At 50.8% G+C, this 23,631-nt stretch carries 9 protein-coding genes; all 9 read right to left on the bottom strand.

The annotated features are described in order from the left end of the window. Positions 1-79: 79 nt before the first annotated feature. The 9 genes from AC0YNW_RS09345 to AC0YNW_RS09305 all read right to left on the bottom strand — a co-directional run bounded on the left by AC0YNW_RS09345 (position 80) and on the right by AC0YNW_RS09305 (position 23,353). Complete coding sequence (locus AC0YNW_RS09345; protein WP_475831712.1) at positions 80-616, bottom strand: SMI1/KNR4 family protein; 537 nt, start codon at positions 614-616, stop codon at positions 80-82. A 55-nt stretch (positions 617-671) separates the two neighbouring features. Continuing rightward, the gene (locus AC0YNW_RS09340) at positions 672-1,208 is read right to left on the bottom strand and encodes a GNAT family N-acetyltransferase (protein WP_475831711.1); all 537 of its coding nucleotides are present in this window, start codon (positions 1,206-1,208) and stop codon (positions 672-674) included. An 87-nt stretch (positions 1,209-1,295) separates the two neighbouring features. Beyond that, the gene (locus AC0YNW_RS09335) at positions 1,296-1,784 is read right to left on the bottom strand and encodes an NUDIX hydrolase (RefSeq protein WP_475831710.1); all 489 of its coding nucleotides are present in this window, start codon (positions 1,782-1,784) and stop codon (positions 1,296-1,298) included. A 110-nt stretch (positions 1,785-1,894) separates the two neighbouring features. Then, positions 1,895-3,736, bottom strand: a complete 1,842-nt coding sequence (locus AC0YNW_RS09330) for a stalk domain-containing protein (RefSeq protein WP_475831709.1) — start codon at positions 3,734-3,736, stop codon at positions 1,895-1,897. A 511-nt stretch (positions 3,737-4,247) separates the two neighbouring features. Next, positions 4,248-4,673, bottom strand: coding sequence for a 3-hydroxyacyl-ACP dehydratase FabZ (gene fabZ, locus AC0YNW_RS09325; RefSeq protein WP_475831708.1), 426 nt, complete (start codon positions 4,671-4,673; stop codon positions 4,248-4,250). Positions 4,674-4,834: 161 nt separating this feature from the next. Next, entirely contained in the window at positions 4,835-6,748 is a 1,914-nt protein-coding gene (thrS, locus tag AC0YNW_RS09320; protein ID WP_475831707.1) for a threonine--tRNA ligase, read from the bottom strand. A gap of 640 nt (positions 6,749-7,388) precedes the next feature. Beyond that, positions 7,389-7,994 (bottom strand): lysostaphin resistance A-like protein, encoded by a 606-nt coding sequence (locus AC0YNW_RS09315; RefSeq protein WP_475831706.1) that lies wholly within the window; start codon positions 7,992-7,994, stop codon positions 7,389-7,391. A gap of 353 nt (positions 7,995-8,347) precedes the next feature. Next, positions 8,348-9,475 (bottom strand): response regulator, encoded by a 1,128-nt coding sequence (locus tag AC0YNW_RS09310; RefSeq protein WP_475831705.1) that lies wholly within the window; start codon positions 9,473-9,475, stop codon positions 8,348-8,350. 18 nt (positions 9,476-9,493) lie between these two features. Then, on the bottom strand, positions 9,494-23,353 hold the full coding sequence (locus AC0YNW_RS09305; RefSeq protein ID WP_475831704.1) for an S-layer homology domain-containing protein: 13,860 nt from the start codon (positions 23,351-23,353) through the stop codon (positions 9,494-9,496). Between the last annotated feature and the right edge of the window lie 278 nt (positions 23,354-23,631).

Here is a 23,631-nt window from a genome sequence, read left to right as displayed (position 1 = left end):
AACAATGAAGGGCTTGCGCGTATTGGCGCAAGCCCTTCTGAACATCCCTCTATTGCGTCGTTCTAGCGCTCTCCAGTATTTATGGAATTTCCTCGGTTCCTCTGCACAGCTCCGGCAAAGATTCGGCCACGCATACGCAATCCTCGAACCCCAAATTTCCGGAATGCGCCACCAAAATCGGATATTCCCCATTGCGCGGCTCCGCTCTCATATCGAATATGTAGTGATGTCCGCTGCCGTCCATCGCAAAAGACACCGTCCCCGGCATATACGCCGGAAATTCATAGGCCAAATTCATAGCTCTGAAATCCGAGGTCCCAAAAAATTGAAAGTGACGATCGCCCGTCTGGAACTCTCCTCCATTGGAGTACAGCAGCAGTTCTCCGTAGCTCTCCGGCAAAGCCCGCTTCGAAAATGTCCAAGTCTCCGGCACAAGAGGCTTATAAAGCGCATAGTACGGCGAGGATACAGGAAACGGATTCACTTGCCGTTCTTTAATCTCCCGCAACTCCTGCTCCGACAACGGCTCGTTCCATTGCGCCTGCAATACATGCCACTCCTCCTGTGTTGCCCCCGGCAGCTTGGCCCACTCCCGCTCAAATATCCGATCCCACATCTTCATCACTCCTTGCCTTTATGCTATTAGGTGCCTTGTCGTATTCTCCTGTCGCCTATTCGAAGAAAGCCCCCGAGTATTCCACAATGCCAGATACGCCCTCAAGCGCATGTTCGCAAAGCTCCATCGCCATGAAGGCTTCGTCCTCGACTTCAAAAGGGGCTTTGATCCCCCATTCCGATGCTTTCTTGAATCCAAACTTCGGGTAATAGTCCGGATGCCCCATAACGACCACTGACGAATAACCAAGCTCTTTGGCTTGATGCAGCGCTTCGGTGATCAATTGCCGTCCTATGCCGCGACTTTGGTAATCCGGCCGCACCGACACCGGCGCAAGCGCAAGGGACTCGGCGCTTAGATCATTGCCTACAATCTTTATTTTCGATAAAAGAATATGGGCTACGATCTCATCATGTTCCTGATTTACTGCCACGAGTGACAGCTCCGCGACAAACTCCGCAGATTGGCGGAGCCGGGCCACCAATTCATGCTCTGTCTGGTCGCTGAACGCCATATTAGCAAATGCGCTTTGTACAACCTGTTCAGTGACTTCATAGTCCCCCGGCTGCTCTTGTCTAATGGCTATGCTCATTGCTCATCCATCCTCTTATGGCATTTTATTGTTACGTTCATCTCATCGTCACCATCAGAATTGCGCCGCATCGGTTCCATGCTATTCTTAGGAGCCAATTGCCTCTAATGATAATGGAAATGCGGTATAGCCGGTCAGTCTATGGTTCGAATAGGTGCATCTATGCTCCAAGCATTCCCCGTTCAATATTGCGGGCAAATAGTACGGAATCAACTCGGTTATCCCAAGATTTCGCTCGGACAGAATCCAGTCGACAGACTTCCAATCCAGGATACCCTCACTGATTTTCACAGGGGTCGGATAGATGTAATCTTCCGGTAGCTCAGCGGTAAAGACATACATGCCGCCTGTTGATATACCGTCCGATTCCCAGCTCACGACACCTCTATACTGGGCGTCAGTCAGCCGTATTCCTGTCTCTTCGAACGTCTCTCGCAAGACACAGGCTAGCGGTGACTCACCCGGCTCGAACTTCCCGCCTACTCCGTTCCACAGTCCCTTAGTCGGGGCTTTCTCTCTATTTAATAGCAACAGGCTGTCGCCTTGTCTGATGAAGCAGATGGTGTATGGATACACTTGAACGTCACTTCCCATATTTTGTTCTATGAATCTATCATACTACAAAGAACGAATGTTCTCATCCTATCAATTAAAAAACCGCCCTTGCAGGCGGTCTTTCGAACTGGTTATTGGCGCACATCCAGCTGATATAATTGAATTTTGTCCCGATAATTGGAGGAGAAATATACGTAACCATCGGCATAAACAAGCTCGTCACCGATATTCAGTCTGGCACCCTCAAGCGATTCAGGCCCCTTCAGCACTTTGCCTTCAGGTGTAACGATCATATAATAGGTCGTATCGTATACCAGTGTATCATCCGAGTTATACTTCATATTTTCCCACATGACCAGTATGCGGTTCTGATCGATCCCAACAACCTTCGGATGGGCCGCATTGTTCATCTTCATATCCGTATAGTCGGTCAGCCATACGACACCTTCATTCTTGGCATCATAGGATCGCCCGTACACATCGACATGGAACTCGGCAGTTTCCCCTTGGGATAGAATCGGCGCAGCCGTATTCTCAAAGTCCTTCGCAATCAGCTGCAAAAATAAATTTCTCGATTCATTATGTCGCGAGCTTGCCGACTCCGGCGTCATGGACCGCTCCGCCGATCCAAGGAGCACGTAGCCTTGATCGGTTACCGCAAGCCCGCCCAATTCTGCGAAGGTCAGCTGGTAGATCGCTTTGCCCATCTTGAAGCTGAATGGCACGAGCAGATTTTTACTTTGATTTTCAGAGTTGATCTTTTGCAGCATAAGGCCCCGCTGGTAGACGTCACCCCGATCGACGAACAATATATCGCTGCCGTCAAAAGACAAGTGTTGATCAAAGGAGTGGCTTGCATACGGAATCGGCAGCTCTACTTTGCTCATCGTTTCGGCATTGACATACAGCGCAGTAGAGGATTGATGATTCAACCCGTCCGACGATTTGAACATTGTTCTGCCGAAGAAAGCAACGACGAGGCCATTATGCACCTTGATGGTTGCATTCGCATGATCGAACGGAACTTTAGTGCCCATAAAGGACTGCTCGCTTCCGGTGTACGACACTTCCCCCAGCTTTTCGCCTTGCGCGCTGTACTTGGTTATTTTCACACTGGCGCTTGAGCCTTGAGACTCCTCCAGCGAACGCCCCCAGAGCACGTAATAACGGCCCTGCTCATCCAGCGCCAAGCCACCGAAGTACGGATATTCCTTGGGAATCGACTGCGTGCCCACCAGCTTCATCGACGAATCATATTTGGCGATAGTCAACTTGCCATTGTCGGCTTTTTCAGCTGCCGCTACATAAATATGGCCGTCAGCTCCAACTCTGGTTACGACTGAAGGAGCAACGTTATCATAGGATTCCAGAAACTGAGTGCCCATATCAATGTTTGATTCCACTTCCTGAGCGGTAGCTTCCACTAGAGAACGCTTCGCATTAGGATATTCGAATTTCTTCTCCAAATAAATCGACTTGGTGCTCGGATCCCATTCAATATCCGTATCCGTATATTCAGCAACCTGTCTGACAGGCAAGAAGGTCGTATTATTGATCGAGTAGGCATCAATGGATTTGGCCACCAGCTTGCCGTCCACATTGAGATTGACCTTAACCGACTTCAGCTTGACTTGGCTCGTCGTCTCGTAAGCGTAGCTATACTGATCTTCCGGTTTCTTCCCGTTATAGCGACCTTCAATAATAATAGTAGAAGTCGATGACTCGTACCTTACATTTTTGTTCAGCGCCTCCGCTACTTTGCGTACCGGCAAATAAGTGACGCCATTAAGCACAAACGGAAACTGTGTCGTCTCCTCATACCTCAAATACTCCGTATAATTATAGAAGACTTCAATACCGCCAAACTTGATCCACTGTTTTTCTTCCGTCTTGCTTGCGGCAGACGATAAGCCGCTCCAGGACGTGCTGACGATGATCCCTGCCATAGCGGCAGCCAACATTTTCTTGAACATATCATTCTCCTTTACACATGATCGCTAGTCGGCTATACAACATCTTCCATTATGCCACCTTATTCCTAGATCGATCAATAGTAATGCGAGACTTTAAGACTAGAGATGGAACGGTTAATAGCTCTTGCTAGAGCTGGTACGTATGAGTGACCCGAAAGGCATAATAGTTATACGTTAGACCTAACTTGGGCCGCCCGTTTCCTTCGATCTCTTATACAACCTGCGAATCACCGATATAAGGAGATACACAACGACAATGTTCAAAAACAAGCTCAATGGATTTAGACTTAGCGATGCCAATAAATTGGTCCGCCAGTTGCTATAGATCGTCAGGAATGGAATAGGGAACCCCACTTCTATCCATCCGTTTTTGACTGTTCGAAAGGGAACAACATAGGCCAGAATAACAACTATCCATGCGGATAGGTTAAATACTCTCCAATTGACTGGATCGAAATACTTCATCATCCGATTGGGTCGCTCCTCCCATGCAGAGTACAGCGCTTATCACCTAGATGGAACTGAATGCGAACATAATCTCCGCCTCGCACACCAGTTCACCGTTCACTGTGGCTACCCCTTTGCCCTTCACGATCGGCCACTTGACCCGGGTTACATCAAATGCGAGCTGGAGCTGGTCTCCCGGCTTGACCTGCCGCTTGAAACGGCATTGATCAATCCCCGTGAATAAGCCAAGCTTATTACCGCTCTCGCCATCCGACATGGCGATGCCCCCGACCTGCGCCAGCGCTTCTACGATTAGAACACCCGGCATAACCGGATAACCTGGGAAATGTCCCGTAAAATACGGCTCGTTGATCGTCACATTTTTAATGCCGACAGCTCTCTTCCCCTCATCCAGCTCCACGATTCGATCCACCAGCAGAAAAGGATATCTGTGCGGAATACGTTCCTGAATTTGTTCCGTGTTAAGCATAATAGCCTCCTAAAATGGGTTTATGTTCATAGTAACGTTATTTGGAAGAAATGACCACAACTAGGGCTCGGGTTACGCCAGCTAAAAAAGGCCGGCAGCCGCTTCAAAAGCGCATACTGCCGGCCAGTTCGCTTAGAAATGAAGGTGCAATTACTTCTTCCTCATTGCTTCGAGCGAATTTCTTCTATGATATGAGCTGCAAGCTCATGAACGTCTCTGGAACCGAGATCGCCTTCTCCCCTCTTTCTGACCGACACGGTAGAGGAGCTTAGTTCGTTCTCGCCCAACACGATCATATAAGGGGTTTTCTTCAGCTGTGCCTCACGGATTTTGTAGCCCAGCTTCTCGCTGCGACTGTCGATAGCTGCTCGGATGCCTGCTTCCTCGAACACTTTCTTAACTTGCAGGGCATAATCGACATACTTATCGGATACCGGAAGCAGCTTCACTTGCACAGGCGCGAGCCATACCGGGAACGCCCCGGCATAATGCTCCGTCAGGATGCCGATGAAGCGATCCACCGACCCGTACACCGCGCGGTGAATGACGACCGGACGATGCTTGCGGCTGTCCTCACCGATATAGGAGAGATCGAATTTCTCAGGCATTTGGAAATCCAGCTGAATCGTTCCGCACTGCCAGCTTCTTCCGAGCGCATCTAGAATATGAAAGTCGATCTTAGGTCCGTAAAACGCCCCGTCGCCTTCATTCAGACGGTATGCGACATTGCGGCTCTCCAGCACATTCTGCAGCGCCCGCTCCGCTTCGTTCCACAGCTCATCGGAACCCATCGAATCCTCTGGCCTTGTTGACAGCTCGATTCGATACTCGAAGCCGAAGATGCGATAGACCTGATCAATCAGTTCCATCACCTGGCCGATTTCCTCCTCGATCTGCTCCCTCAGTACAAACAGATGGGCGTCATCCTGGCAAAATGTCCGAACCCGCATCATGCCGCTAAGTGCACCGGAATATTCATGCCGATGCACTTGCCCGTATTCGAACATACGGATGGGCAGCTCACGGTAGGAACGTAGGCTGTTCCCATAGATCAGCATATGGCCCGGACAGTTCATCGGCTTAAGCGCATGCTTGGCGTCATCCACCTGTGCAAAGTACATATTGTCCTTATAATGCTCCCAGTGACCCGAATTCTCCCATATTTGCTGATTCATCATAAGCGGCGTGCGAACTTCTACATAACCGCGTTTAAGCTGCAGATCACGAGAGAAGTTCTCCAGCTCTGTGCGAATCGTCATTCCATTGGGCAAATAAAACGGCATCCCCGGAGCTTCCTCGGAGAACATGAACAGCTCCAGCTCCTTGCCCAGCTTGCGGTGATCGCGCTGCTTCGCTTCTTCCAGCAGTCGCAGATGCTCATCCAGCTCCGCTTTCTTAGAGAAAGCTGTGCCGTATACTCGCTGCAGCATTTTGTTGTTCGAATCGCCGCGCCAATAAGCGCCTGCGACACTAAGCAACTTGAATGCTTTGATGCGGCCAGTCGAGGGAAGATGCGGCCCTCTGCATAGATCCACGAACTCTCCCTGCTCATAGATGCTAATCTCCGCATCCTGGGGCAAATCGTGAATCAGCTCCAGCTTCAGCGGCTCATTCCATCCTTCGAATAAGCGAAGCGCCTCCTCCCTGCTGACAGCCTTGCGCACAATAGGGAGATTTTCTCGTACGATACGCTCCATCTCTTGCTCGATTGCCTGCAAATCCTCGCTGGACAAGGGCTTTTCGATATCCATATCATAGTAGAAGCCATCCGCAATGACAGGGCCGATCCCGAGCTTTACCTTCTGATCGCCAAAAATCCGTTTGATCGCTTGAGCCATTACATGCGCTGTGCTGTGCCGATATACGTCCAACCCTTCCGGGCTATCCAGTGTAATGATTTCCACGAGGCTATCATGTTCGATCGCGTGACTTAGATCTACAAGTCTGCCGCTTACTTTTCCGGCGACAGCATTTTTCTTCAGTCCTGTACTGATCGACTCGGCCAGCTGCATGACGGTGGTGCCTTGCTCACACCTCCTGACTGTATGATCTGCCAACGTTACCTTGATCTCCATGATCCTTGCCTCCATTTCCAATCTATTTGTGAACGCAAAAAAACGCACAATCCCGAAAGGGACGAGTGCGTTCAGCTCGTGGTTCCACCCTAGTTCAACCTGCATATGGTTGTCTGCGGCTGTTCTCCGCAGTCAGATGCAAGGTCCTCTGGTATCCGGTAACGAGGATAAGACGGTGTTCGCTTACTGCCTGTGAAGAACAGATTCACAAGGTTCAACGACACAGCTACATAGCGGTAATTTCTCGTCCGTGGCTGAAGAAGCTTTCAGCAATCGCTTCTCTCTCTGGGCAACCCGTGAAGGAAATATTGTCTTTGATCAATGCCTTGTATGAAGTTATGCCTTTGATCGTACATAATCACGATGGGAAAGTCAATATGGCTAAAAAAAATGGATTACTGCATACTACCATTCTTTTCGTTATGTTTAATGTGATAGATACGCGTTTCTCAACATTGAATCCCGTAATTGGCATGGAAATGACAATAACAATGAGGATCAAGCTGCATACGATTAAACGCTCTTTTTTGCTTGAATACAACCTCTACACTAACCCTATCGGAATAACAAAAAGGACCCTACTTCAGTATAAACCCTGGCCGCTCAGGCTTTTACATACATGATGCCAGACTTCATATCCTTATATGGATACTGCTTTATTCTTATTACCATACAAGAGCAATAATCCAAGGGAGAAAATCGTTAACCCCAGAGAAGTCGCGAGTTTAACCCACATATCCTCATTCACGGACCAAGAAGCATAGAACGCATTGATTAACGTATGAAAGAAGATGCACAACCAGATGCTTCCGCTGATCCGGTAGATGACAGCAAGCGCAAATGACATCCCAATAATCGAAATACAGAATAGTCCAAAACTCCAATTAGATTGACTTGTACCCGGGATGAAAAATAACGGCAAATGCCACAGTGCCCAGATGCAAGAAGTCATTAAAGTTGAAGGGATAAAGCTAAAGCGTGTTTCCAGATAAGGCTGCAGGATATACCGCCAGCCTAATTCCTCTAATCCGCCTCCAATAATCATCACAGGAATGGATAGGATAGCGATGTAGATTGGGAAATCAACTGTAATTCCACCCATGAGTGCAGGTATTCCAAAATAAGCAGCCGTCAGGAACAAAACGAGCATATACATCAGAAAAGGTTGTCTTACAGCAAAAGCTGTCTTTATAAAAGCTTTAAATCCGCTTACCTTGCCATGCTTCTTTAGCATAAAATAATGCAAGTATCAGAACTCCCCAAGTCAAAAGCGTCATAAGGTATGTAAATAAAATGAATTGCATGGTCATCTTACGGTCCCTGTTTTGCACAATTCCTGCCTCCAATTTAGTTTCCGCTATAACTTAGTATTTATCGTTCATACCACCACCACACCAGTATAAATGACTGCGTGTATCGCCACATTCCTCCAGAGATGTAACCTCGATCGGTCTTGAGATGGATAGGAGCAGCCTGTGGAAACACAAACAGGGAGCCCGGAGGCTCCCTGTTTTCATCCATTTAAAACATTTAAGGATTAGAATGAACGATATAGCTTTTTAATATTGCTTGCGCATGAGGCCGGATTTACGAGACCTATTATTTTCTATCTGCTAATCCGTCAAGGAGAGAATCATAGTCAAGCACCAGCTCTCTCGACGGCTTAATGCTCAGCTCCCTGGCGAGCAAACGAACATAGCTGCTATACTGTGCCGTCAAAGCTTTTTTATCAGCAGCCAGTACATGCCCCTTCATAAGCAGCCGCACTACGGATTCGTCCAGCGGATTGCGGTCATGCAGCTTGATCAGCAGCTTCATGGCCCCAGCCGTATCCCCTGCGCCAAACATCACCTCCGCCAGTCGTAATACAAATGAGGTGTAAAGCTCCGCAAGGCGCTCTGTCTCGTGAATGGCCCATACGTAAGCACGGTCCCCGAACAGCTCCCCAGTATATATCCGCTCCACATGCTGTGCTTCTTCGATATTGGAAGCATCCATATCCTTGAAACGTCCTGCCTGAGAAACGAACAACTCATAGTCAATGACCGCATCCTTAAGATCAATCATATAGCCATCATTCTCAGAACGAACGGCTTCGCGCAACCGAAGCGGCTCCAAGGATTTGCGAAGCTGGTACACGGTTGTATTCAGATAATTTTCCGCGTTGGCAGGTGACATGCCGCCGAATATATGGGTCAGCAACCGGGAACGGGGTACCCGCCTGCCTTTGTACAGCAGCAAATAGGCGAATAGCTCGGCACTTTTGCGAGAAATCCATTTCACGCGGCCTTCTCCGCTTTGCACGAAGACGTCTCCCAGCACGGTTACGACAGCCTGATGCAGTCGAGGCGATTGCGGCAACTCTTGACGTCCAGCCAGCACGCGGTTTACCGTCCGCTCCAGCCGCTCCTGTGAAACCGGCTTGACCAGATAATCGATGACCGATAGCTCGTACGCTTGCAGGGCATAATCTTTATGCGAGGTGACGAAGACAATTTGCGTCCTGAATTCTCCCGCTTCAGCCCTCGCGGCAAAAGTCATTCCATCTTCACCCGGCATAGAGATATCGACGAATGCAAGGTCAATATCACGATGCTCCCGCAAGAAGGCCGCTGCCGATTGCGTGTCTGTAAACGCTGCGCACACCTCGACACCAGGCAGCTTATCCAGCATCCTCCGCATGATCAAATGCATAGCCGATTCATCATCCACTAATATAACCTTCATCCGTCTCCCCCTATAAGGTTACGAATTCGCTCTGGCAATAATCGTAGCGATCATTTTGCCCAGCTTGTAATAATTATTAAATTCGGAGAGATAGTTCCCCACAACCTTATCCAGCATCTTCTGGATGATCATAATTCCGATGATGTCACGATAGACATCCCATACACTGTCCATCGTATCACCGATATTGTAGCCCGACAATATCATCAGCTTGATCGCCGGTTCAAACATGATGACCTCGGTCCTCCTCAATTGCCCGGTCACTTGATCGATCTTAATTCCTGCGTTGCGGAGGGCGGAAATCGTAATCATAATCGCGATTTCGTTATTGCTGAGCAGCTTCCGCTCTACCGAGCTAAGCTCATCATAAAGCGCCTGTCTCTCGCGTACAGAGACTTCTTTGATTATCTGATAAGTCTCCTTCAAATTGTTTCCGTTAGCCATCTGCAGCGCTTGAACCAGCTCGACAAGCGAGATCAGCCCCGAATCCAGCATCCCTTTTGCCACATCCTTGAACGTCCATCCGCCAATTCCTTTCAACTCGCCAAGAACCCAATGCGGACGGTCTCTCGCTGCGATCAGTGCCCCTGCCACTTCAGCAACTTTCGTAAATCCTCCATCGTACAGAGATAGGGCGATCGAGTAATAACTCTTCGTTGTGCTTTTGGAAAGCGTGATCGCAAGATCGTTTGCAGAATAGCCGTTTCCTCTCAAAATCGCAATGACACGGCCTGATGACAAGTTGAAGTATTTCAAATACTCCATCAGCGTGTAACCGTTCTGAATGAGCCAGCGTACCTGGTCTTCCTCTGACCGGCCCTTCAAATAATAAAGAGCTTCCATTCCGGTTAATCCAAGCTTCTTCAAAACGGCAGCGACATCATCACCGTTAAGATCCCAGTAACTCAGCGCACCCATGATTGCAGACTTGTCATAGCCTTGGTCACGCATGGTCAGCGCCGTATCCGCCATCGAAGCATTCGGCAAAGCGGCTCTTACAACCTCAATAACCTGAATTGCACTTGGACGGCTTCTCGACCTCATGTACTGCACAATGGCAGACGGGGTATTCGCTCCCAAACGAACCAGTTGCGCTGCCTGCTCGGACGCGCTGCCTGCATTTTGCAAATAGGAATTGTAGTATAAATACCTTGTAGTCAAAATGCTTGCGTGATCAAAGCCCAGATTGAGTAAGGTATCAACCAAATAATTCGTATCAGGGGCTGACTCCAACAATCCCCGTCTGTTAAGCTCTGCGGCAATAGAAGCTGCGTTCGCTCCGTTTTCCTTCATCTGTTTCAAATAAGCAAACAACGGATCGGTTCCGAATACCTCGGTAACCGCGGCGCGAATCTGCTCATCAGGCAATGCACCAGACATTACATTCGTTATCGCCAAAGCATCCATTTGGAACAGCACCTTCAAGGCAAGCACGATATCCGTCGCCTTGAAGGTTCCCTTCATGTATCCGACCACACCAGTCCCTGACGAGACATAGCCCGGCGGAATCAATCGGATCAGGTTGCCGATATTTTGACCGCTGTAATAGACGGCAATGACTGCCCAACCGACATCAAGTGCAGGATAGAGGGGCATAACCAGTACTGCTGCCTCGTCCGCGCTGAGTTGATAATTATCCTTCAAATATTGCAAAATATCCTTCAGCGGAATTTCCTGCTGATGCAAGACGGAGACAGCCCCTTCTGCTGTTTTGACACCATAAAGCCGCAACGCTTCCTCCAGAATATAGGAAGACGTATCGACTGCACCGTATACCTGCTCGACAGTCGACTGAATGGCTGATTCGGCATATTTGCCAAGCCCCGCCAAAATAGCTCTCGTCTCCGCCGCATTCTTGCCATAGCTCGTCTTTAAAGTCTTAATCATCCCATCCAGTCGGTAGCCGCCCGCGCTTAACTCCCTTGCCGCATCCTCTGCTGTGAGCAGGGCTCCGGCCGCTTGGAAAGCAGTCATCATGCTGTCATCGACAGTTCCCCCATAAACAGCGTTCATGGCGCCAAGGAGAATGCTTGTATCCTTCAAGCCGCTGTCCATAATCAATTGAACCGCTTCTGCAGCAGATTGGCTGTAATGGCCCTTCAAGGTTGCTGCAATCTCAAGCATGGTAAAGCCTTTGTTCCACAAATAAGGAACGGCGGCCGCGGCTTTTGCAATACCGCCCTCTTCCAGCGACTGAATCACAGCCTTCATCCCGAGTGCCTGCTCTCCATCCCTTCCATAGATGTGCTGGACGGCCAACGTAATGATGCCCTCGCTTTCAAGCTGCTGGCTTTTCAGCGCTTCAATCGTTGCAGCAGCGGTGCTGCCGTAATACTGTTTGGCGACGCCAATGACATCCTCAAGTCCATAGCCCATCGATCGGAGCAACGGAGCCGCTTCGATGAATTGGGTGATGCCGCTTTGCTGGAGCAGCTCCTCCAGGCTTTGGTTGATCGGTTTGCCGTATACTCGGCCGACAGCTTCCACAATATCCGCGCTTTTGTAACTGCCGGATTGCAGCAGGGCATAAGACGCTTCACCGGCAGACTGATTGTAATAGCTCTTGGCTGCCAGTACGATATCGCCTAACGCAAACTGTCTTTTCCCCAACTCGGAGATCGCATCAGCAAATTTCGTGATGCCCATCGCAGCCAGTGTATCCAGCATGGTCTGCGCAAGCGTCTGTCCATATATGGAGGCGACACCTGCTTCGATATCCGACTGGCCGAAGTAGCCGGTTGCCGCTAACTCTGTCGTAGCCTCCCCTGCGGTCAGGCCATAATGCTCTTTGCCTACGCGAATGATATCCCGCAAGCCAAAACTCATTTTTTGCAAATAAAGTACCGCATCGCCGAGCGTATCCAGATGCTTGGCCTTCAGCGAATCCACGATGCTGTCTCTTTGTGTGCTTCCATAGATTTCTGCAATTAGGGTAACAATGTCGGACTGATGATACAGATTGGATGCCAGCAGATGCTGCATAGCTTCCCCTGCCGACAGACCGTACCCGTTCTTCGCCAGCTTCATGCTTGTTGCCAGCATGAATTGCGATTGATAGACGAACACAATGGCATCGGCATAAGACGTCTTGCCCTGCTCTGCCAGCATGGCGTGAATGACAGGCTCCACAGATAGTCCGTATGCGGCAGCAACAGCGGTCACCAGCGCATTGTTGCTGCTTGTCATATGCTTCTGGGCAAATAGCGCCGCAGTCTGGCCCGCTGTCAGGCCATAACGCTCCTTGGCCAGATTCGCGACATCTTGCAGAGCGTAGCCTTCACTGCGCAAGAAATCGATTGCGGCATCGACTGTTGTAATTCCTGCCTTATCTAACGCCTCTGCGATTGTCGTCTCTAATTTCTGCCCGTAGAGACTGGCCAGCCCTGTCAAAATGAGCTTCTGATCGTACGGATAAGCGGCCAGGAGCAATTGCGCCGATTCCCCTGCCGATAGGCCGTAATGGTTCTTTAAAGCACCGGCAACCTCAGCCAGCTTATAACCGGCATTTTTCAAGAAAACAATCCCGGATTGCGGTGAGTCGCTGGACGAACTGTCCAGCAGTTGCGAAATGCTGATTTGCTGTTGGCCGTACATTTGCTGCAGCAATCTGACGGTTTCCTTCATATTGCCTGCAGAAGAACGAGCGATCAGCGCCTCCATAACCTCTTCCTGCCCGAATCCGCCCTGCATTAATGCGCGGCCAACTTTATCCGCTTGCCAGTAGGAAGGATATCTTGCACCAAGTGTGTTGATGACCGATGCCGCTGTTGCGCCTTGGGCACGAAGCGATTGAATCCAGAGCGGGATCGGGTCGCCTCCGTACGCCCAGGCTACGGCCCGGCTAATATCTTCCTTGTCTTCATTCGTAAGCTGGACGAGCAGCAGTACGGCTGCCGCCTGATCCAATTCATAGCTTTCACGCAGTACCAGCGCTCTGTCCTTTAACGGATAAGGAGCCAAGCGCACAATGACTTCATCCATATCAACCCGGATGCTTTGCAGATAGGCCGTCACATCACTTGCCGCAATGCCATGCTTGCTGAAGGCCTCTATCCAATCCGTCCATCCTTTTTGATCGAATACTGCGGCTACCTGCTCGAACGGGTATCCCCCGTTTTTGAGCGCTGCTGTGAGATAAGGCAGTCCCTTGGCTCTGACTCCGCCAGTAGGATAAAAGTTAATCGTCCCCTCAATAATTTCATCCAGCGTAAACAGCTTGGACATACTCATCGCGACCGTAATAGCCTCAATAGTCGTTCCCGGGAATACATATTGCGTATCCTTTACTATGACGGGCACCGAGCACGGACAATTAAATACGGGTTTAAAGGCATCCGTACGCTCTAACTCCACCCATTGCTCTATTGTCATGCCTATTTGTGTTTTTAAAGCTTTGGCAATCGCGAATTTATCAAACATATGGACGCTGTTCATTGTCGTAGCGAGGGTAGTGGCATTCAACGTTACCCCTGCATCCTGAGCAAAAGCTATCCGTAATGCCTCCAGAACTTCGCTCGCTTCATAACGGTTCATCGTGTCTTTGTTAAAGATAAGAACAGCATCTTTCATCGTGAACGAAGAATCATCTTCGATCAGTGCATCCCGCAGCGCCGACATCGCCTGCGCGTTGGTCAATCCCGCTAGCTTAAGCTGCCTGAACACCTCAATGCGTCGACCCAACTGCGCCGTGTCGTTCATAAAATAAAGCGCAAGCCCTGCAGGCTCATATCCGCCTTTCAACAAATATTGAAGCATCTCGTTTCTTTGACTCTGCGTCGCTTTTTCATATAAAGCTCCTGCGGCCGTCGCAATGTCTGCCTCATAAACTTCACGCAGCAACATCGCCTGCTTCACCAGATTATAGCCGTTCGCCCCAAATTGCTGCATCACATCGGACAAGGCTGTTCCCGCACTGCCCCACAGCTCTTTCACAACCTTGGCTACATCAAGGAGATCATACTTTTCGTGGTCCATAGCGCTGATGATTACACCTGGTTTATCGCCAGACGCAATCACGGCAGCACCTGTCTCCATCGGGCCAAAGCCCGCCTTAAGCAACGCTGTTGCCGCATCCGCCTGCGGATACGCACCTCGTGCGATTGCATAGACCTCAGTGGCAGAGAAGTCTGCATCAAGGAAAAGTTTTGTAAATGCGATGGCGTTGTCGAAGCTGTAATGCTGCTTGACTGCTGCCCCCGATACACTGGCTGTAAAGCCGGCTTGTGATAGCCACTTGAGACTTACAGTCGCATCTGCGTGGTACAGTTCTTGGATAACCACCGCGATCTCGGCTGCGGATTGCTTGCCTTCGGCCAGCGCCTCGACAACGCCCTCATTCGTCAACTTGTAGAGGGGCTGTATGATCAAGGCAATATCCTTGATGCTCACATCGATCGTCTTCAGCCATTCCACCGTTTTCTCCGACGGCTCGCGATAGACGGAGCTCAGCACGCTGGCAGTATCCTGGGCGGATACACCTGCACGGCGGTACACATAAGACAGCTGATTGCTGGCTACACCGAACTTGCGCAGGGCCGGCCCGATATCTTCCGCAGTAAAGCCTGCCGAAATCAGGGCCCCGACTCCCTCGTTCATAAAAGCATAATAACGGAAACCTACGGCATTCAACGCATCGTACAAGGTCAGAGCATCCACATCCATTGCATGCAGAAGCCTCGCGTATTCCGACCAATTATCGATACGATATTCGTAATAGACAGCACTATAGAGATTCGCCGTCTTAAAGCCGCCGGCTGTCAGCAGCCGAGCCGCCTCCAGCGCAGTCTTGCCGTATTGGTTATGAAGCACCTCTGCCACATATCTGGCATTATTGGTAGCTGCATAACCCATTACAAATCCGCTTGCGGTAGCTGTATTCGCTACAGGCGTCTCTTCAAAGACAGCCAAAAACTGTTGGTTGCGCGCCTTAATACGGTTGATGCCGCTGAAAGCCACAGCCACGGCCGACTTGGAATCGATCGTCTGGCCATTGGCATTCCATGTCAGGCTGATTTGAGTCGGGTCGGCTCCCAGCGCAGAGTGTACACTCGACTGCCATTTCCCGTTAATCTTGAGACCGAATCCAGAAGTAAGGGGCACTTCTGTCAGCGGTTTGTCAAAGGTCAAAATGACCTGTGCCCCGCTCTCGCTAGTTACCGCAGAGAGCAGCATGGGAGGCGTACTGACATGATTTACTTTCAGGTCAGCCCCGAAATCATGTCCAGGCTTGTCAAGCTTCAAGCTATGCTCCCGATTGTAGCCAAGGCCCGCTTCGATGCGGTACGTCAAGCCATTATCGGAAGCCGTTACCGACCTTAGCGCGACCGGATTGCCACCCTGCATAAGAGTAAACTTCAAATCCTGTACCGGAGCGGACAAGGAAATCGTCAACCCGTTTTCGTTCACGTTGGCAATGGCCGCATCCACATGAATAGGAACATATACGTCGAGCGCATGTCCAAACGTATACTTCTTATTGCCTAGCTGCAGCGTATAGGTGCTTCCCTCTGCCAAAACCGCTGCAATCTTGTAAGTTCCAGCCGACAGTCCGGGAATGATCTCACTTACGGCAACGCTGTCGCCATCCTCTCGCTTCAGTTGTACCATATCGGCTTGCAAATCAATTGAAGGCGACAGCGACAAGGTAATACCTTCCCTGTCTACGCTTATCACTTCACTGCGGACGGCAAGCGGCACAACCACTTCAAGCGGTCCTTCTACAGGGTGAGATGGATGATTCACAGTCATGATGTAGAGGGTTCCGGCGGCAAGAGGAACCGAGACGGTATATCCTTTGCCTGCATTCGCATTCTTGGCGTCACTATCGAAGAAAGTAGACGAATTAAGCGCAACCGAGTTGCCCGCCTCGTCCTTCAGTTCTACCTGCGATGGATTCAATTTCGGAATGGCTATGTTCAGCTTCAGCGTGAATCCGTTTGGTCTGATGTCAGTAGCCGACAGGCGGCGCACATCAAGCTGCAACGGTGTTCCAAAATCATAGCCCTGCGCCTTAATGGCGAGCTTGTAGCTATCCCCGCCGGATAAGTCGGCTGCTGCGGAATACGTCAGACCTCCATCTGCCGTAGTCAAGCTGCCTATTGTGACCACACTTCCCTCCTGATTAACCAGTGAGAGATTGTCCGATGACAAGCCGGCAACAGCAGCCGGCATCTGCAGCGTGAAGCCTTTGCTTGTAAGAGCGGTTAACCCAGCTATGACCTGAACAGGAACAACCAACTGCTTGCTCATGCCGAAATCATACCCGCTGCGTGAGATAGATAATGTATAGGCTGGTCCTTCTGCCAGCAGGGCTTGCACCTGATAGGACAGTCCTCCGTCCAGGGCAACCACTGATTGAACCGCAACCGGCTCTCCCTTATGATTCTTCAACAGGAAGCTTGACTGGCTTAAACCTGGCACCGCTTTGCTCATCTTCACCGTAAAGCCTGATTTGCGAATCTCTGCAATGGTCTGATCGATCGTAACCGCTACATCTACAGTTAGCGCTTGCCCAAAGGTATAGCCCGGAGCAGTCAGTGCAAGCGTGTAAGTCGCGCCTTCTTTCAACGCACCCGCTAATGTATAGGCGGCTCCGCCGCCCAGCTCCGTTGCAGTGACGGCGATCGTCTTGCCACTGGAATCACGAAGCGCAAAGCTGGCGGCGGTTAAGCCGCTGACCGCTGGAGCAAGCTGCACTATCAGACGCTCGGCGTTAACCTCACCTATACTAGCCGCAATCTCGCTCGGGAAGAACACGGATAGCTTTTCGCCCAAATCATAACCGCTCTTCTCTATCACTACAGTATAAGTCTGACCGCCCGTAAAGGAAGAGGCTAGACGGTACGTTGCTCCGCCATCTGCTGTTACGGCTGATACCACCGACAGCGAACGACCAGCGCTGTCTTCTACTTTGAAGTTACCTGCTTTCAAGCCCGGCACTGCCGGAGACAATCCGATATCCGTATACGTGCCGCTAGCGCGTATGACTGTCGTGTTCACAATGACCGGAATGTCCATCTTAACCGGCTCACCGAAATCATAGCCGCTCTTGACTGGCAGTACGGTATAGGTCTCTCCTCCCCAGAAGCTGGATTCGATTTTGTAGCTATAGCCGCCGTCGTTTGTCGTCACTTGCTGAACAGGAATATCCGTGTGGTTCCCGTTGCGCCTGATTTTGAAATCGCTGACTCGCATACCAGGCACCGGCTCTGTGAAACGCAGCGTAAACGCATGGTTATTGCCGCTCTCTGTACCCGCAAACGAAGCGATAACGGGCTTAATATAGACCGGAATAGGCTGGCCAAAATCATAACCCCATTTGTTGACAGTCAAAGTATAACTGACTCCTGCATCTAACGCCGTGGAGACATGATAAGTCAATCCTCCATCTCCGGAGGCGTAATAGAGCTTCACTTGCCGCCCCTGATCATCAACCATACTTAAGCTGTCCATCAATACCGGAGATGCAAAATGCAGCAAAAAGCCCTTCACGGAAAGCTCGCTGATTGATGCCTGCCCGGTGTTTAATGTGATCGTCGACGGATTGCCGAACCGGTAGCGATCTTTGCTTACCGTGACCGTATACGTTTTGCCTCCGGCAAGCGGAACCAGAATATCATATATTCTGCCGGCGTCAGCCGTGGCAAGACTTTGTACCGGAATGCGGTTGCCCTCATTGTCCTGTACGATAATGTCCGATGCCGCCAGATTGGGAATAGCCGGTGTTAGCGCCATCCGAAACCCTGTCTGCTTAGCGGCGAACACATAAGCATCTGCGCGCAGCTCCAGGCCAATCCGGAGAGGTTCTCCGAATTCAAAACCCGGATAGACCGTTTCCAGCGTATACGTATCCGACAGATTGAAGCTGCCTGCCAGATGGTACAGGCCCGCGCCTGCCTTGGTGACCGTCAATGGAACCTTCTTACCCTGACTGTCATACAAAGTGAACTGGTCAGCGGTCAGATCAGGCGGCCCTTGGGTCACATTAACAATTATTAATCCGGGTCTCGTATCCTCCAGAGTGACCTGAACAGAGACTGGAATATTGAATACAACCGGAGATGCCAGCCTGAAGTCATCCCGGACCAGCTCAAGCGTATATCCCTGTCCCGGCGCAGAGGCAAACCAGAAGTTAAACGTATAGCTAAGTCCCTGTTCTGTCGTTGTCATCTCATAATGAGCGTTAGGAATTACACTGCCGTCAGGATTTTTGAGTACAATTTGTCCGTACTTTAATCCCGCTACCTGCTCGCTGAACTGGACCTTCATCCCTCTCCAGGTTATCTGGCTTGGTGTCGCCGTAATGGTTTTGACAACGGAGAATGATACCGGGTGGTTCAATTGATACGGGACATCCGGCTTGTACTGCACGGTATAATACCTGCCTGCTGCCAGCAGGCCCGTGAGCATATAGGTAGCCCCGGAGTCGTCCGTTGCAGCCGATGACAATGAAATGTTTTCTCCAGATGCGCTTTTGATTATAAAGTGATTTGTAGTTAAACCCGGGATCGGCCTGTCCAGCTTAACCTTCAGGCCGGAGGCGGACGCCTCCAACACGGTCAGGGATGGCGGCAATACGAACGACACCGGATTCATTGCAAAATCATCTAAGCTTAATGTAAAGGTATACGCAGCTCCCGGCTCAAGCCGATTAGGGAAATAGAGCCGATAGCTGGCCCCACCGTCTGCAGACTCGAATAAATTAGGGTAATATACATTGCCGTCCAGATCCTTTAACGACAAGCCCAAGTAATTTTCGATTTCAGGCAACGCAGGTGAGAACCTTAGCGTCATATGACCGTCAAGCTCGACATTCGCGAGGCTTCCCTTTACAAACCGTCCGACATAAAAGGTAACGGCCGCACCGAACATCACGTAATCCTTCTGAAGCTTCAGGGTATAATCCTGTTGGCTCTTAAGGTTCGCTTTGACATGATAGCTGTTCCCGTTGTCTTCAGTCATCATCGTAATGCCCGTTAAGCGGTTGTTGTTGACATCGCGAATATCCAGATTTGCCGGAAGCAAGCCTGGAACAGCATGTTCGAACACCAGGTCAAAGCCCGCATTAGTTACATTCGTAACCAAGGTTTCCCCCGCAGCAATGGCAGCCTCTGCCACGAAGTCGACTCCCGCCTCCGGCAGATGGCCGTTCAGCTTCAGATTGTATCGTCCCCCAGGCAGACTTGCCTCCAGCCGGTACGAGCTTCCTTGATCTGTCGTCACGGCGGATTGAATATACACCGGGTCCCCCGTGTCGCTGTCCACAAGGATAAATCGGTCTGTGCCAAGTCCGTTAACCGGGTTGCTCAGCTTCGCGGTTACACCATTATTCGTGACGGCATCGACGGATAATGTGGCAATCACCGGGACCGTAAAAGAAAACACATTCATATCGATGTCGGCATCTACAGTTAATTGATAGCCGCCTGGCTTCAGGCTCGCCGCAATCTGGTAGCTGCCTCCCCCGTCATCGGTTGTAACAGATTGGATCACAACCGGAGTGCCGTCATTACGGATGAGCTTGAATCCATGTTCGGTATTGATCGCTGCAGGCGGATTAAGCCCTAACGTGAATCCGGAAGATGAAGGATTAATGATTTCATTGCGGACATAAATCTGAATGCTCCGCGGCTCGCCGAAATCATAGCCGGACGCGTGAGCCGATACACTGTATCTTTGCCCCGGCTTCCCGTCGAAGCCTACAATATAGATGCGTTGTCTGCTGTCCCATTGGACTTCGACAACCTCGACATCTTGTCCGGTGCCATCTTTGACGACGAAATTACCTTTGTCCAAATCCGGCACGGCGGGATTAAATCCAGCCATAAATTGTGTGATTTTCCCGCCGCCCCAGCGGTTTATGGTCGCGTTCACCAGCGTCGCAGGAGCGCCAAAGTCATAGCCGTCTGCCGCAATCGCCAGCACATAAGGGCCGCCTGCATTCAAGTCAGACGATATTAAGCTGTAGCTTCTGCCGTCATCGCTAGCGGTTACAGCATCCCATACAACCGAATTGCCGTCCGTCCTCTTTAATTGGAACTCGCTGGCTTCAAGGCCGCGTACCGGATGCGCAAAATGAACGGTCAGTCCGGTAATCCCGCCGAACGGCCCGTTGAAGGTTGTATACTTGTCAACGGAGATGGCCGACGGAACATCAATCGCACCTTCCGCATACCGGTCGTCTTCCGTCTCCAGACGGTAATGGTAGATGCCTGCGGCAGATAAATCTGCTTCCAAGATCGCCAAGCGGCCTCTGTCGTCCAGGTTAACATCCTCTATCGCAACCACATTGCCGGACGGATCCGTTAAGAAGATATCTTCCTTGGACAGACCGCTTACCGAATGCTCGAAGCGAAGCTGGAGCTCTTGACGGGCAATCCAGTCCATCTCCGCGTGCATAAGTAAGGACTCCACCTTCAACGATACAGGCTCGGCGAACACATACCCTTCCTTGTTCAAGGACAGAGTGTACGTATCATTCTTATCCAGCCCGGCCCAAACCTCATATTCTCTGCCTGCAACGACAGCGCTGAGCATATCGATGCTGACCGTATCGTTGTTGCTGTTTCTCAAATCAAAATTCAACGGGTCCAAATCCGCAACCATCTGATCCATCGAGAGGATGAAGCCGTTCCGTGTCACGTGGCTGGCCGCCGGGACGATCACCTGGGCCGACTCGCCAGGTATGACGATTTGAAGTGCCGCTCCAAAGCTGTATCCCTCTTTTACAATAGCGAGCGTATAGGCTTTGCCTGCTTCAAGCAGCGCCGTAATAGTATAGGTGAGGCCTTCATCGTCGGTTGCAACCTCGCTGATTTCAACATCAGAGCCGCTTTGGTCTGTCAAGCTGAGGCTTACTTTGTCCAACCCCGCCACAGGTTCGCTGAATGCAACTGCGAAGCCAGTGGTGCTTATATCACTGACAACTGGGACAACCTGGATGATCTCCGGAGCCGTTACCTCCACATACACCGTCAGCGGACCTCCAAAGTTGTAGCCTGTCTTCGTGAGGGTCAAGACGTACGTCATCCCCTCTGTGAGCGAGGCGGACAATAGGTAAGAAGCCCCGCTATCCGTTGTTTCTATTGATGCTATCGGGATGCTTGTACCCGTCCCGCTCTGTTTTAAGGTGAAATTTGCTGCCGACAGGCCGGCTGCCGGTTGGTCCATGCTTATTCGGAAACCAGCACTGCTGATCGTATCCGCTGTCGGTACGACGTTAATATCCGGCAAAGGCGTGGCCGGAACATGAATCGTAACAGCCGAACCAAAATCATAGCCTGTTTTGGAGAGAGAAACTGTATACGCGGCACCCTCTTGCAAGGCGGCCCCAACCCGGTAAGACTTGCCGTCCGTCAGCGTCGCCACCGATCCGACAGCTTCCGCTTCACCGGCAGCCCCTCTGAGCGTCACCGAAGCCGCAGTCAAATTCGGAACGGCAGGGCTGAACTCCAGCCTGAAGCCGGTAACGGTCGGCTGACTAGCCGTCACGCTTACCTTTGTATTCGTTCCGCCTGGTGAAGGAATGACAGGGCCGCCTCCTCCATCACTGCCTCCGAAATCACCCGATGCGCCGCCTCGGTCCGTCCTTATGACGGAATCCGGCTGAGTCTCGAACAGAACATCTTCGGCATCAACAAGAGCCAAGATAATTTTGCCGGATCCCTTCACATGGGAAGTGCCGTGCAGCTCCATTTTTTCTACGGTTACACCCTGGCTCAAAGAAATGGTAGAGGACTTGACACCCTCTTTCACGATGATCGAATCTACCTTTCCTGAGATGACGTTCAGCTTGACGTCACTCTCAATCTCCACCTTGCCGAATGCACCGGACAGGCTCACCTCTCCAGTTGTTGAAATGGTAATCCCTTCAATACTGCCGGTTGCCTCTGCACCCGATTCAATACGGGCATCCGTCAGGACATTCATATGCTTGATAATGGTCGTGCCGCCGACGGAAACCCGGATAACGCCATCCTTCCTGTCGACAATGACCGTGTCAAGCTGTGAGTTATCTATGTGGACACTATGCTCTCCGCCGCCATTAATTGAAGTAGTCCCGAGAACCGTTACCTGTTCAAGGAAGACATCTCCATCTCCGACCGATTGACCGATGACCAGATTTCCCTTGACCGTTACATTACGAAGGGTGGTGCCCGGCGCATGGATGATCAGGTCACCCGCAACGGTGAACGTCCCGGTAGCTGGACCGTATGTTCCTGCAGTATCCAGGGTCATAGCCTCAGGCAAGATGCCCCCGCCTTCACCGGCAGACGCTTGCTTGGTTGCCCGATCCAGCAGAATGACAGCTTCGGCCCTTGTTAATGCCTTGGAAGGACGAAGCGTCCCATCGCTATAGCCTTGCATATAACCCGCTTCCAGCACGGCAAGAAGCGGAAGGCGGGCATATTCAGGCACTCTGTCCCAATCCTTGAATGCGTAAGTAGCGCCAAGCGAATCGTTCATGATCAAAGGAACGAGCTTCGACAGCATGACGGCGGCCTCTACACGCTGAAGCGGATTGTCCGGACGAAAGGTATGGTCCTCATAGCCTTGAATATATCCAGCCTTGACGGCTGCCTGTACCTGGGAAGCAAACCACGACTCCGTGGACACATCCTTAAAGGCTGCATCCGTTATATCCTTGTAGCCGAACAGTCTGTTCACTAGCGTAACGAATTCTATCCGGTTGATCACGCTGTCCGGACGGACGGTTCCATCGCTGTATCCTTTAATAAGTCCTCTCTTCATCCAACCGGCCATCTGCTTCTCAGCCCAATGGCCCGCCAAATCGGATGGAACAGGGGGAACACTCTCCCTTCTGACATTCTCATTTGCCAAGACAATGCCAGGCTGAATCAGCCCGCATATCAAGCCCATAATGAGCAGCCAACTGAGGACGGGGAACGCCCGCTTTCCAAGCCATCTTTTTCCCACCATAATACCCCTTTTCATAAAAAACTGGTCTTTGACTGCCGCATGACCGCTCTCATGAGTGAAATCGCATAAATCGCTGCAGCCCTAAGACTTGATTATTGAATAATAGAGTTCAACTATCACTCTACCGGGGACGAATAAAAGAATTATGAATAAATCTGTCGAAAGATATCGAAAACCCGTGCAGGACGAGGCCTCACGGGTTTTTGGGGTCATTTATA

It is taken from the genome of Paenibacillus sp. J31R120, from assembly GCF_056269225.1.
Note: the sequence above shows the minus strand (reverse complement) of the source record. Positions and strands in the feature narration are given on the sequence as shown.